Below are 13,251 nucleotides of genomic sequence, written 5' to 3'. Positions count from 1 at the left end.
TGTTCGTATGGCTGCCCGGTTCTGGCGGCCGCTTACACACCGCCGCCGGAACCGGCACCCTCACTGAACGCCGATTACTCGACGGTCGGCGGGTGTTCGAACGTGTGGAACGGAGCCGGGCTCGGCACGGTCCATTCGAGGCCCGTTGCGCCGTCCCACGGCTTGTCGCCAGCCTTTTCGAGTTCGCCGCCGCCACGGTAGGCCGGCAGTGCAACCGCGAACAGGAAGTACACCTGTGCCAGACCGAAGCCGAACGCGCCGATCGAGATGACCTGGTTCCAGTCGGTGAACTGTGCCGGGTAATCAGCATAACGACGCGGCATGCCGGCGAGACCGACGAAGTGCATCGGCAGGAACGCGAGGTTGAAGAAGAACATCGACGCCCAGAAGTGGATCTTGCCGCGCGTTTCGTTGTACATCCAGCCGGTCCACTTCGGCGCCCAGTAGTACCACCCGGAGAACAGCGCGAAGAGCGAACCCGCCACCAGCACGTAGTGGAAGTGAGCCACCACGAAGTAAGTACCGTGATACTGGATGTCGAGCGGCGCCATAGCGAGCATCAGGCCCGACAGACCGCCGAACGTGAACACCAGCAGAAAGCCGACCGCGAACAGCATAGGCGTTTCGAAGGACAGCGAACCGCGCCACATCGTCGCGACCCAGTTGAACACCTTCACACCAGTCGGCACGGCGATCAGCATCGTCGCGTACATGAAGAACAGCTGGCCCGTCACCGGCATGCCGGTTGCGAACATGTGGTGCGCCCAGACCATGAACGACAGAATCGCGATCGACGAGGTTGCGTACACCATCGAGCTATAGCCGAACAGCGGCTTGCGCGAGAACGCCGGGATCACCTGCGACACGATCCCGAACGCCGGCAAGATCATGATGTACACCTCGGGGTGCCCGAAGAACCAGAAAATATGCTGGTACATCACCGGGTCGCCGCCGCCTGCCGCGTTGAAGAACGACGTGCCGAAGTGGCGATCGAACAGCACCATGGTGATCGCGCCCGCCAGAACCGGCATCACGGCAATCAGCAGGTACGCAGTGATCAGCCACGTCCAGACGAACATCGGCATCTTCATCAGCGTGAGGCCGGGTGCGCGCATGTTCAGGATCGTCACGACAATGTTGATCCCGCCCATGATCGACGAAGCACCCATCAGGTGGATCGCGAAAATCGCGAAGTCCATGCCCGGGCCCATCTGCGTCGACAGCGGCGCGTACAGCGTCCAGCCCGCGGCGGTCGCGCCGCCCGGTGCGAAGAACGAACCGACCAGCAACACCGCAGCCACCGGCAGCAGCCAGAAGCTGAAGTTGTTCATCCGCGCGAAGGCCATGTCCGATGCGCCGATCTGCAGGGGCACCATCCAGTTCGCGAAACCGACGAAGGCCGGCATGATCGCGCCGAACACCATGATCAGGCCGTGCATGGTGGTCAACTGGTTGAAGAACTCGGGGCGCATGATCTGCAGACCCGGCTCGAACAGTTCGGCACGGATCATCAGCGCCATCACGCCCCCGGAGAGGAACATGGTGAACGAGAAGATCAGGTACAGCGTACCGATGTCCTTGTGATTGGTTGCGAACAGCCAACGACGCCAGCCATGCGGCGTTTCGTGGGCATGGTCGCCGTGCACGTGCTCGTGGCCCGCGGTTACATCGTGTCCGATGCTAGACATGACAATCTCCTAATACGAATACTGCGGTGCTGACCATGAACACGTCAGGCAGCCGGGCTGATCTGGACACGCCGGGCTTCTTTCGCGTCGCTGCCGCCCGTGATCGTTTCCGGCTTCTTCAAAATGATATGGTCTTCGGCAATGCCGGCTGCTTTCAGCGCGTCGCGCACGGCTTCGGCACGGGTCTTCGCGAGCTTCGCGTTGACTTCGGCGGAACCGGTGGCGTCGGTGAAGCCCGACAGCGTGAATTTCGCGTCCGGGTGCGCCTTTGCGTAGGCCGCTGCCGCGTCGACCGCCGCTTTCGCGTCGGCCGGCAGCGTGCTCTTGCCGGTGTCGAAGTAGATGCTTGCCGGGAGCGTTGCCTGCGATGCTGCCGCGCTGTCCGAACCGGCCGCAGCCGCTTCAGCCCCAGAGGCACCCGAAGCAGCCGCTGCGCCCGAAGCTGCCGCGCCTGCGTCGGCCAGATGATTGCCGCCTTCCGGCAGCTTGCCGTTACGGGCGTCCAGCACTTGCTTCGGCTGGAGAATGTCGCCGGTGTGGTTGCCCCACGAGTTACGTTCGTACGTAATGACCGAAGCGATTTCGACGTCGCTCAGCGTCGGCGCCCACGAAGGCATCGCGTTCTTGCCCTTCAGGACCAGACTCACGTGCTCGGCGATCGGGCCGTTGGCGATCTTGCTGCCGTCCAGCGCCGGGAATGCGCCTGCGCCCTTGCCGGTCGGCTGGTGGCAGACCGCGCAGTTCGCTGCGTACACCTTGCCACCGCGCTCCATCAGCTCGGCCATCGTGTAGGTCTTGTTCGGATCGTCCTGGCCGGCGGCCATTTTCTGCTTCTGCGTGTCGACCCACTTCGCGTAGTCGTCGGCCGACAGCACTTCGACCACTACCGGCATGAACGCGTGTTCCTTGCCGCACAGTTCCGTACAGAAGCCGCGGAAGGTGCCGGTCTTGTCAGCCTTGAACCACGTGTCGCGCACGAAACCCGGAATCGCATCCTGCTTCACGCCGAAAGCCGGCACGTACCACGAGTGGACCACGTCGTTCGCGGTGGTGATGATGCGGATTTTCTTGTCGACCGGGACGACGAGCGGATTGTCGACTTCCTGCAGATACGTGGTGGAAATCGGCTGACGGCCATCGGTTTCCGCACGCGGCGTGGACAGCGTGGACAGGAAGCTGATGCCTTCACCCGGACCCTTCACGTAGTCGTAGCCCCACTTCCACTGGTAGCCCGTGACCTTGATGGTGACGTCGGCATTCGTGGTGTCTTTCATCGCGACGACGGTCTTGGTGGCGGGGAGCGCCATCAGCACGACGATGATGAACGGCACGATCGTCCAGATGATTTCGACGGTGGTGCTTTCGTGGAAATTCGAAGCCTTGTGGCCTTTCGATTTGCGGTGCGCAAAGATCGAATAGAACATCACGCCGAACACGCCGATGAAGATCACCAGGCAAAGAACCAGCATGAACATGTGGAGGCTGAAGAGCTCCTCTGCGATTTTCGTCGCCGGCGGCTGGAGATTGATCTCGTTGACGGCAGGGCCGCCCGGAACATCGCCCACTGCCAGGGCCGCACCGGCGAAAAGCAGTCCGCTCATCGCCAGCACGCCCATGAGGGCTCGCTTGATTGTTTTCATAGCTTCCTTACCCAAATTTTCCATTCAAACCCTCGACCCCGCTGGCAGGTTGTCTCGCGCTCCCCGTGAACGCCGCACGCCTCAACACGTCTAACACCGCGTGAGCCACATACGCAGTTCGCCTGCAAACTGCGCGCGCCGATACTGCGCGAGATGTTGCCCGATCATGATCGTCTGGCCGCGCGAGACCAGCTTGATCTGGTCACGCGGCGTTGCGCCCGGTTCGATCCGCACCCAGCGCGGATTGAATTCGAACTGCGTGAGCTGCTCGGCGCTGACCTGCTCGATCACGAGCCGGTTCGGAAACAGCCGGACGCGCTCGTAATCGACAGCATGACGCGCATATATGGCAAATGCGATGCCCACCGCCAGCAATTCGATACCGGTGAACGGCAACACCAGCCAGGCGCCGACCAGAACCAGCATGAAAGCAATTGCCAACGAGAACAACGCAAGCGACACGTAGAAACATACAAACTGCCGCGGCGAAATCGAACAGTTGCGCTTCATCGTCCAGTCTTTGAGAACTGGTTCTGAATCCGCCAGCAGATCAGATGCTTCCATCGCTGCCTCCTGCCGACCGTCACCAATCGCCGCCTGCGGCCGTTGTTCGCGACCGCTGAACGGCCACTTAATCACCGCCGCGTCACTTCATGTTGCAGCCCTGTGCCTCGGGCCTGCCGCCCCAAATGTGGGAACTCCGGGCGACAAACTGACGCATTATAGGCGCGATCCATAGCATCCACAAGCAAGCCTCAATCGGCTCACAAGCCAGGTGCGACAAGCCTCCGCGCCGTTTTGACGCAGCTTTTGTGCGTCTTTTGAAGCGGTAATTTCAGACATAACAGATGTCCTCTTTACCGCTTCATTGATTCCTCACCGATTCCTCGACGACCCTCGTCCGATATCCTCGATCCGCACGATCCCATGACCTTCAGCCGTGGTGCGCGGCACGGCTTTCCAGGCGTGGCCGTAGATCACTTCGAAGGTCAGCGCGATCGTGCCGTCGGCACGCCGGCGGGCTTCGAGCGCCGCCAGCAAAGCCTTGTGCAATCTACGCGCGACGGCATTCGAGGCGGCCTCGCGCTCGAACGGATAGGCGCCCCAGCGGCGCACATCCGCGAGCAGCGACTCGGGCGACTTATACGTAATAGTGAGTGTTTCCTGGTCCATCACAGGAATCTCGAAACCGCTCTCGACCAGCATATCGCCAAGGTCATGCATGTCGACAAAGTCGATCACATGCTTGCGCGACGCCACGCCATGCGCGGCCTCGACCTCGGCGTAAGCGCCGCGCAATTCCTTCAGCGAATCGGGGCCGAGCGTGCTGAACATCAGCAGGCCGTTTACTTTCAACACCCGTTGCCACTCGGGAAACACGAGGTCGGGCCGCGAGTGCCAGTGCAGCGCGAGATTGGACCAGATGAATTCGAAGGCGCCGGCCGCGAACGGCAGTGCCGAGAAGTCGGCCTGCGCGAAACGCGGACCACGGGCGCCGAGCGCCTTGCCGAGCGTGGCCGGCAGAAAGCGCCGCCAACTCGTGTCGCCGGAATCGTGACGCAGCGCGCGGCTGAGCATTCCGTGCGACAGGTCGGTGCCGAACACCGGCGCCTCGGGGAAGCGTTCGCGCAATGCGGGGAAGTCCTCGCCCGCGCCGCAACCGGCGTCGAGCACGCTCGCCGGCGTAACCTTGATGTAGTCGAGGCGCTCGCGCATGCGCTGCGCGATTTCGCGCGGCAGGAACGCGACGTTGTCGAAGGTCGCCGCACGGCGGTCGAAAATCTGCCTGAGGCGCCGGGAATCATAGGCCGGACGGCCAGTTTGAGACGAAGTTGGGGGCATGGGTGTCGTACTGGCGTAGAGCACGAAGTATACTCGCTCGCTTCCGTCCATTCAGCGTGAAAGACCTTCGCGGGCGGTCCAATCATGCCATTCCGAAAAAATTCGTCATCTCCCGGCGGCTCGAACGCACGTTTTGTACGCTTCATACGCGGCGTGTATTCGGCATGGCCGCACGTGATGCACGCCGCGCTGCCGAACCTGTGCGCGCTGTGCGGCAATTTGTCGCATAAAACGATGTGTGCCGGTTGTGACGAGACCTATTGGAATGAAGGCAGGTTGCGTTGCACGGTGTGCGCGGTTCCTTTGTCCGGAATGCGCTGGGCGGGTCACGCGCAATATCGTTGCGCGGATTGCATCGGCGAGCCGCCGCCGTTCGAGGCGACCTTGGCTCTCGCCGATTACCGCCAGCCGCTCGACGCCCTGGCACCCGGCCTGAAATTCCGCGCCCGGCTGATGCTGGCGCGCGAGTTCGCACAACGTCTTGCGTGTCTCGCGGAGGACACCTGGGTCGACGCGTCCGAAAAACCCGATGTGCTCGCACCCGTGCCGCTGGCGAACAAACGTCTTACCGAGCGCGGCTACAACCAGGCCTGGCAGATTGCGAGGCCCTTGGCCCGCGCGCTGAATGTGCGCAGCGACGCCACCTTGCTGCATCGTGTGATCCACACCGCGCCGCAATCGCGGCTTGATCTGGACGCGCGCCGCATGAACGTGGGCCGCGCGTTCCAGGTCGCGAAACCGGTGCAGGGCCTGCATGTCGGCATCGTCGACGATGTGATGACGACCGGCGCCACGCTCGAAGCGCTGGCACGTACGCTCAAAGCAGCCGGCGCGCGGCGCATCACCAACTTCGTCGCCCTGCGCACACCGAAAAACTAGTCTCTACCTGAAGCCATCATGTTCAATGTCGTTCTCGTCGAACCGGAAATCCCGCCGAACACCGGCAACGTCATCCGCCTGTGCGCCAATACCGGCGCGCGGCTGCATCTGATCGAGCCGCTCGGCTTTCCGCTCGACGACGCCAAGTTGCGCCGCGCCGGACTCGACTATCACGAGTATGCGCAGATGAACGTGCATGCCGATTGGGCCGCATTCGTCGCCAAAGAAACGCCCGATCCCGCGCGCATGTTCGCCTTCACCACCCGTGGCTCGGGCCGCTTTCACGAGCATGCGTTTCAATCCGGCGACTGGTTCGTGTTCGGCGCGGAAACGCGCGGCCTGCCTGACACGGTGCTCGATCAATTTGCCAACGAGCAGCGCGTGCGTCTGCCGATGCGGCCAGGCAACCGCAGTCTGAATCTTTCGAATACGGTCGCCGTGGTCGTGTTCGAAGCGTGGCGTCAGACCGGCTTCGACGGCGGCGCCTGACGCCGTTCCAACTCGGCTTCGTAAAGCGCGAGCATGGCATTGTCGAAACAGGCGAATATCACGCGCTCGGTTGTCGGCGTGCGCGGCAAGCTTTCGAGTACGGTGCCGACCGCGATCCGCACCGCCTCATCAGCGGGAAAATGGTAGATGCCGCAACTAATCGCGGGAAACGCAATGCTCGTGCAATGCGCCTGATACGCCACCTCGAGCGAGCGCTGATAGCAGGAGGCGAGAAGGTCGGCCTCGCCATGCGCACCGCCCCGCCACACCGGGCCGACCGCGTGAATCACATATTTGGCCGGCAAGCGGTAGCCGCCGGTGAGCTTGGCGTCGCCGGTCGCGCAGCCGCCGAGCGCCTCGCACTCATGCACCAATTCCCTGCCGGCCGCGCGGTGAATCGCGCCATCCACGCCGCCACCGCCTAGCAACGAGGTATTCGCCGCGTTGACGATCACATCCACGGCGAGCGTCGTGATGTCGACCGCGCGCGCTTCTAGCGTGCAATTGTTGAAACTGGGCATGGGAACCTCGCTGATCCGAAGCGTCGATAAAACGTGGACAGCGATAGCGGGCAGCCGTTCAGCGCTTTTCGCGCCAAACGGCTGAATAACAAGACTTATTCTGCTTTCGAATCGCGCCGCAGCAGGGCGCTGACGGCGTCGCTGGGCGCTACGCCGTCGAACAGCACGGCGCAGACTGCCTGCGTGATCGGCATCTCGATCGCATGAGCACGAGCAATCGCCAGGACGGCTTGCGCACAACGCACCCCCTCGGCCACGTGACCGAGTCCGCCGAGGATATCGTCGAGCGTACGGCCCGCGGCGAGTTGCACGCCGACCGTACGGTTGCGCGACAGATCGCCCGTGGCGGTCAGGATCAGATCGCCCAGACCGGTCAACCCGGTGAACGTCTCCGCCCGTCCGCCGAGCGTCACGCCGAGGCGCGACATTTCCGCGAGACCACGCGTGACCAGCGCCGCGCGCGCATTGAGACCGAGGCCGAGACCGTCGGCAATACCCGTGGCGATCGCCAGCACGTTCTTCACCGCGCCGCCCACTTCCACGCCGACGATGTCGTCGCCGGTATAGATGCGCATGGCGCCATGATGAAACGCGGAAACCGTGCGCTCGCGGCACGCCAATGACGCACTCGCGATCGTCAATGCGACCGGCAGGCCCTGCCCGACTTCGCGCGCGAAGCTTGGGCCCGACAGCACGCCGTTGCTGCCATGCCCCGGCAACTCAGCCGCGACCACCTGATGCGGCAACAACTGCGACTCGGCTTCGAAACCTTTGCACAACCACACCACATGCGCCGGCACTTTGCCCGCGTCGTGCATCGCCCGGAACAGACCCCGCAGACCGGCGACAGGCGTCGCCACGACGCATAACGCGTCGTCGGCGAGCGCATGGTCGAGCGCTGCGTTCAGATCGGCTTCATAGCGAAGGGACGGCGGCAAGGCAAGGCCCGCCAGATAGCGGGCGTTTTCGTGCGAAGCGGAGAGCTCGGCGATGAGCGCGGGTTCACGCGCCCACAGCACCGTGTCGTGCCGCGCGGCCAGATGGCCGGCGAGGGCTGTGCCCCATGCACCGGCGCCGAGGACGGCAACCTTCATAGCCGGCACCGAACGGACGCGTTAATGCGTGACGCCGTTTTGCACCGCGCCTTCCTGCCCGCCCATTTGCGCGAGACGTTGCTCGTACAGCGCCTGGAAGTTGATCTCGGCGAGGTGGATCGGCGGGAAGCCTGCGCGGGTGATCGCGTCGGCGATGTTCGAGCGCAGGTACGGGAACAGGATCGTCGGGCAGGCGATGCCGACCAGCGGATCGATCTGCTCAGCCGGAATGTTGCGAATATCGAAAATGCCGGCTTGCTTGGCTTCGATCAGGAACGCAACCTTGTCCGACACCTTGGCCGTGACCGTGCCGGTGACGAGGATTTCGAACACGGTGTCGGCAAGGCGCTCGGCCTTCACGTCGACTTCGACTTCGACCGACGGCATTTCCTGCTCGAGGAAGATGCCCGGCGAATTCGGCTGCTCGAGCGACATGTCCTTCAGGTAGATGCGCTGGATGTTGAAGAACGGCTGGTTATTCTCGTCGGACATGATTGAGTGATTCCCTGATAGGTATGCATGGCGGCGGCCCATGGCTTCACGGGCCGCCAGATCGTTGCGGCGCATCGCCCGCCCTCGAAGGTGTCCTCGCAGGGACGGCATGCGCCGACTTGTATTTCACCCGCCTTACTCGCGCGCCGCCCGGCGCGCGAAATCAGGCAGCTTCGAGCAGAGGCGTCAAACCGCCCGCGCGATCGAGCGCGGAAAGGTCATCGTACCCGCCGACATGCGTCTCGCCGATGAACACCTGCGGCACCGTACGGCGACCGGTCCGGGTCATCATTTCGTCACGACGGGCCGGGTCTTTGTCGATCAGTACCTTTTCAACGTGCTCGACGCCGCGCGACTTTAAAAGACGTTCGGCCATCTGGCAATACGGGCACACCTGGGTGCTGTACATGATCACTTTGTTCACTTGGCTGCTCCTTGTTTCACAACCGGCATTCCGGCCTTCTGCCAGGCGTCGACACCGCCTTCGAGAACATGGACTTCCGCGTATCCGGCATCTTGCACGATACGCGCTGCCTTGTTCGACTGCTGGCCGGTCTGGCACACCAGCAGCACCGGGTTGCTCTTGTTCTTCACGAGTTGCGCGACTTTCACCTGCAACTCTGCAAATTCAAGGTGCCGTGCCGCGGGCAGATGGCCCTTGGCAAAGTCGGCGGACGGACGCAGATCGATGACCGCCGCATTGCGCCGGTTGATCAGTTGGGTCGCCTCAGCGGCCGACAGGCCGCCGCGGCCACGCCGCATGATCGTCGGCCACAGCAGCAACCCACCGGAGATGAGGACGATTGCGATCAGTACAAGGTTTGTGTAATCAGTGAAAAACTTCACGGAAAATCCGCCGAAAAAGAGAGAAATCGAAAAGGGCAATCCAGCCATTATAAAATAACCGTCTGACGCGATGGCGGTGCTCCTCCAGAGGACCCTCGCAACGCTTTACCGCTTCCTTACTACCGACTGGCAATCTCATGTACAAACTCGTTCTCATCCGCCACGGCGAATCGACGTGGAACAAGGAAAACCGCTTCACGGGCTGGGTCGACGTCGACCTGACCGAGCAGGGCAATCGTGAAGCGCAGCAAGCGGGCGTGCTGCTGAAGGAATCGGGCTACGCGTTCGATATCGCCTACACGTCGGTGCTCAAGCGCGCGATCCGGACCTTGTGGCATGTGCAGGATCAGATGGATCTGATGTATCTGCCGGTGGTGCATTCGTGGCGTCTGAACGAGCGCCACTATGGCGCGCTATCGGGTCTGAACAAGGCGGAAACCGCGGCCAAATTCGGCGACGAACAGGTGCTGGTCTGGCGCCGCAGCTACGACACGCCCCCGCCGGCGCTCGATCCGTCGGACGACCGCGCACCGTACGGCGATCCGCGCTACGCCAAGGTGCCGCGCGAACAGTTGCCGCTCACCGAATGCCTGAAAGACACCGTGGCGCGCGTTCTGCCGCTGTGGAACGAATCGATTGCGCCGGCCATCAAGTCGGGCCGCAAAATCGTGATCGCGGCGCACGGCAACTCGATCCGCGCCATGGTGAAGTACCTCGACAATATTTCGGACGACGACATCGTCGGCCTGAATATCCCGAACGGCGTGCCGCTCGTCTATGAACTCGACGAAAATCTGAAGCCGATCACGCACTACTATCTGGGCGACCAGGACGCGATTGCAAAGGCGCAAGCCGCTGTGGCCATGCAAGGCAAGGCGGGCTGAACCTGTCCCAGAGCCGCAACCCTGCGTGAAAAATGCGGCAGGGTTGCTGCGGCAAACCGGCCGCCGCGCCGGGCAACACATGCCGGCCGGCGCGGCCCGTATCCGTCGGGCGCGCCATCTGGCTGCCATCCTGGTGTTACCGCACATTACTTCACCACCGCAGCGCCGATCTCACGAACCAGGCCCGGCCCGTGCTGTCGAATCACGATTGCCTGTGCTGCGCCCTGAGTGGGCGGGTGTGCAGTTATACTTGTCCGTCCCCACCTCTATCGACGCTGCCACGCGCTTCCGACCGCAACAGACTCTATGCGAAAGAACCTGAAAAATATCGGCCTGATTGCCGCGGGCCTTGCTACCGGCGCATTCGCCACCCTGCAACTCTCCGCATCGGCCCAGCAACCCGCCAGCGCCGCCTCGAGCGCCGTTGCGCCGTTGCCGCTGGACCAGCTCAGGCTCTTTGCCGAAGTTTTCGGGCAAATCAAGCATGAATACGTCGAACCGGTCGACGATAAAAAGCTCCTCACCGCCGCGATCAAGGGCATGGTGTCGAGCCTCGACCCGCATTCGTCGTATCTCGACAAGACCGATTACGAAGAACTGCAGGAGCAGACCAAGGGTCGCTTCGCGGGTCTCGGCATCGAAATTTCGTCGGAAGACGGCCTGATCAAGGTGATTTCGCCGATTGAAGACACGCCTGCATTCCGCGCCGGCATCCGCCCGGGCGACCTGATCACCCGCATTAACGACAAACCCGTGCGCGGCATGACGCTCGACCAGGCCGTCAAGCAGATGCGCGGCGATCCGGGCACCAAGGTCACGCTGACCATCTTCCGCAAGACCGACGACCGTACGTTCCCGCTCACGGTGACGCGCGCGATCATCAAGGTCCAGTCGGTCAAGATGAAGATTCTTGCGCCGGGCTACGCGTATGTCCGCATCACCAGCTTCCAGGAACGCACCACGCCTGACCTGGCCGCCAAGCTGCAAGACATCGCCCGTCAACAGCCGAACCTGAAGGGGCTTGTGCTCGACCTGCGCAATAACGGCGGCGGCCTGCTGCAAAGCGCGGTCGGCGTAGCCGGCGCGTTCCTGCCGGCGAATTCGGTGGTGGTGTCCACCAATGGCCAGATTCCGGATTCGAAGCAGGTCTATCGCGACACGTACGATAACTACCGCCTGCAATCGTTCGACAGCGATCCGCTGAAAGACGAAGCGCCGATCTTCAAGACTGTGCCAATGATCGTGCTGACCAACGCCTACTCGGCGTCGGCTTCGGAAATCGTCGCGGGCGCGCTGCAGGATCAGCATCGTGCGCTGATCGTCGGCAAGACCACCTTCGGCAAGGGCTCGGTGCAAACCGTCCGCCCGATGACTGCCGAAACGGCCCTGCGTCTGACCACGGCGTACTACTACACGCCGAGCGGCCGCTCGATCCAGAACAAGGGCATCCGTCCTGACATCGCGGTCGATCAGTACGCGGAAGGCGATCCGGACGACGCACTGGTGACCCGCGAAGTCGACTACTCGAACCACCTTGCGAACACGCAGGATCCGAACGAGAAGAAGGAAGCGGATCAGCGCGAACAGGAGCGCATGGACCAACTGCGCCAGCTTGAAGAGCAAAACGACAAGAAGACGCCGGAACAGCGTCAGAAGGATCGTGAGCGCAAGCCGGTCGAGTTCGGTTCGACCGACGATTTCATGCTGACACAGGCGCTGAACAAGCTGGAAGGCAAGCCGGTGATGGAATCGAAGTCGCTGACCGAGCGGCGTCTGGCGCAGAACAAGCCGGCAACATCGGCGTCCGCGCCGGTGGCGGTGAAGCCGACGCAACCGGTACCGGGTGCATCGGTCCCGGCCTCGGCGCCTGCCGCGCAAAGCAACTAAGCAGCAAACCCAACGTGCCTTCGCAGCTGAACATGCTGCGAAGGCACGTCGCCGTAGACGTTGCAGCGCCCCTTGCAGCACACCTTGCAATACCCAGTGCAATACCCAGCCCCAGCACGAACACCCGCTCCCGCGCGCGATTAAAATAGCGAAACCGCGCACGGCAGGCCACCGGTCCTGCATTTCATTGCGCGACACTCCACGCGCCCCGCCATGAATGACGATCAACTCCTCCGCTATTCCCGCCATATCCTCGTCGACGAAATCGGCATCGAGGCGCAGCAGCGCTTTATCGACGCCCACGCGATCATCGTCGGCGCGGGCGGGCTAGGTTCGCCGGCAGCGATGTATCTGGCGGCGGCAGGCGTCGGCCGCTTGACGCTGGTCGATGCCGATACGGTCGACCTGACCAATCTGCAGCGGCAGATTCTGCACGTGAGCGCGTCGGTCGGGCGAAAGAAGGTGGAATCCGGGCGCGACGCGATCGCGCAGATCAATCCCGAGGTGGTGGTGAACGCGGTCGCCCAACGCGTGGACGATGCGTGGCTCGATCGCGAGGTGCCGCGTGCCACCGTCGTGCTCGACTGCACCGATAACTTCGCGACGCGCCACGCGATCAACCGGGCGTGCGTGAAACATGGCGTGCCGCTGGTGTCGGGCGCGGCGTTGCGCTTCGACGGCCAGATCAGCACCTTCGATTTCCGTGACGCCGCGTCGCCCTGCTACGCGTGCGTGTTCCCTGAGGATCAACCGTTCGAGGAAGTCGCGTGCTCGACCATGGGCGTGTTCGCGCCCACGGTGGGCATCATCGGTTCGATGCAAGCCGCTGAAGCGCTGAAAGTGATTGGCGAAATCGGTACGCCGTTGGTGGGCCGTCTCACGATGCTCGATTCGCTGCGAATGGAATGGAACACGATGCGCATTGCGCGCCAGCCGGATTGCCCGGTATGTGGGCAACGGCATCAGACCTGAGGCCAGGCCAAGACGCC

General features: G+C 62.8%; 14 protein-coding genes. 5 read left to right on the top strand and 9 right to left on the bottom strand.

Annotated features, from left to right (window positions below):
• Nucleotides 1-74 precede the first annotated feature (74 nt).
• From ctaD to B0G76_RS36075, 4 genes are all read right to left on the bottom strand, one after another.
• Entirely contained in the window at nucleotides 75-1,688 is a 1,614-nt protein-coding gene (ctaD, locus tag B0G76_RS36090) for a cytochrome c oxidase subunit I (protein ID WP_120297519.1), read from the bottom strand.
• 44 nt (nucleotides 1,689-1,732) lie between these two features.
• Nucleotides 1,733-3,352 (bottom strand): cytochrome c oxidase subunit II, encoded by a 1,620-nt coding sequence (coxB, locus tag B0G76_RS36085; RefSeq protein WP_120297518.1) that lies wholly within the window; start codon nucleotides 3,350-3,352, stop codon nucleotides 1,733-1,735.
• Between the two features lie 66 nt (nucleotides 3,353-3,418).
• Nucleotides 3,419-3,892, bottom strand: a complete 474-nt coding sequence (locus tag B0G76_RS36080) for a DUF2244 domain-containing protein (RefSeq protein ID WP_120297517.1) — start codon at nucleotides 3,890-3,892, stop codon at nucleotides 3,419-3,421.
• Between the two features lie 312 nt (nucleotides 3,893-4,204).
• On the bottom strand, nucleotides 4,205-5,170 hold the full coding sequence (locus tag B0G76_RS36075; protein WP_120297516.1) for a methyltransferase domain-containing protein: 966 nt from the start codon (nucleotides 5,168-5,170) through the stop codon (nucleotides 4,205-4,207).
• A gap of 84 nt (nucleotides 5,171-5,254) precedes the next feature.
• Here B0G76_RS36075 and B0G76_RS36070 point away from each other — a divergent pair, with 84 nt between their 5' ends.
• Nucleotides 5,255-6,049 (top strand): ComF family protein, encoded by a 795-nt coding sequence (locus B0G76_RS36070; protein ID WP_120297515.1) that lies wholly within the window; start codon nucleotides 5,255-5,257, stop codon nucleotides 6,047-6,049.
• A gap of 18 nt (nucleotides 6,050-6,067) precedes the next feature.
• Nucleotides 6,068-6,538, top strand: a complete 471-nt coding sequence (gene trmL / locus B0G76_RS36065) for a tRNA (uridine(34)/cytosine(34)/5-carboxymethylaminomethyluridine(34)-2'-O)-methyltransferase TrmL (protein WP_054035748.1) — start codon at nucleotides 6,068-6,070, stop codon at nucleotides 6,536-6,538.
• On the opposite strand, the gene B0G76_RS36060 is transcribed toward trmL, so the two are convergent.
• The 5 genes from B0G76_RS36060 to B0G76_RS36040 all read right to left on the bottom strand — a co-directional run bounded on the left by B0G76_RS36060 (nucleotide 6,511) and on the right by B0G76_RS36040 (nucleotide 9,491).
• Entirely contained in the window at nucleotides 6,511-7,059 is a 549-nt protein-coding gene (locus B0G76_RS36060; protein WP_120297514.1) for an O-acetyl-ADP-ribose deacetylase, read from the bottom strand. The genes trmL and B0G76_RS36060 overlap by 28 nt on opposite strands.
• A 95-nt stretch (nucleotides 7,060-7,154) precedes the next feature.
• Nucleotides 7,155-8,153, bottom strand: coding sequence for an NAD(P)H-dependent glycerol-3-phosphate dehydrogenase (locus tag B0G76_RS36055; protein WP_120297513.1), 999 nt, complete (start codon nucleotides 8,151-8,153; stop codon nucleotides 7,155-7,157).
• Between the two features lie 21 nt (nucleotides 8,154-8,174).
• Entirely contained in the window at nucleotides 8,175-8,645 is a 471-nt protein-coding gene (secB, locus tag B0G76_RS36050; protein WP_028199036.1) for a protein-export chaperone SecB, read from the bottom strand.
• 163 nt (nucleotides 8,646-8,808) lie between these two features.
• Nucleotides 8,809-9,069, bottom strand: a complete 261-nt coding sequence (grxC, locus tag B0G76_RS36045) for a glutaredoxin 3 (protein WP_120297512.1) — start codon at nucleotides 9,067-9,069, stop codon at nucleotides 8,809-8,811.
• Complete coding sequence (locus B0G76_RS36040; RefSeq protein ID WP_120298062.1) at nucleotides 9,066-9,491, bottom strand: rhodanese-like domain-containing protein; 426 nt, start codon at nucleotides 9,489-9,491, stop codon at nucleotides 9,066-9,068. Before B0G76_RS36040 ends, grxC begins: the two co-directional genes overlap by 4 nt.
• A gap of 137 nt (nucleotides 9,492-9,628) precedes the next feature.
• On the opposite strand from B0G76_RS36040, the gene gpmA reads away from it, so the two are divergent.
• The 3 genes from gpmA to B0G76_RS36025 all read left to right on the top strand — a co-directional run bounded on the left by gpmA (nucleotide 9,629) and on the right by B0G76_RS36025 (nucleotide 13,234).
• On the top strand, nucleotides 9,629-10,375 hold the full coding sequence (gene gpmA / locus B0G76_RS36035) for a 2,3-diphosphoglycerate-dependent phosphoglycerate mutase (protein ID WP_120297511.1): 747 nt from the start codon (nucleotides 9,629-9,631) through the stop codon (nucleotides 10,373-10,375).
• 306 nt (nucleotides 10,376-10,681) lie between these two features.
• The gene (locus B0G76_RS36030) at nucleotides 10,682-12,262 is read left to right on the top strand and encodes a S41 family peptidase (RefSeq protein ID WP_120297510.1); all 1,581 of its coding nucleotides are present in this window, start codon (nucleotides 10,682-10,684) and stop codon (nucleotides 12,260-12,262) included.
• Nucleotides 12,263-12,475: 213 nt separating this feature from the next.
• Complete coding sequence (locus B0G76_RS36025; protein WP_120297509.1) at nucleotides 12,476-13,234, top strand: molybdopterin-synthase adenylyltransferase MoeB; 759 nt, start codon at nucleotides 12,476-12,478, stop codon at nucleotides 13,232-13,234.
• Nucleotides 13,235-13,251: the final 17 nt, after the last annotated feature.

The sequence above is a fragment of the Paraburkholderia sp. BL23I1N1 genome, from assembly GCF_003610295.1.
Classification (GTDB): domain Bacteria; phylum Pseudomonadota; class Gammaproteobacteria; order Burkholderiales; family Burkholderiaceae; genus Paraburkholderia.
This window is presented reverse-complemented; position numbering and strand designations above follow the sequence as displayed.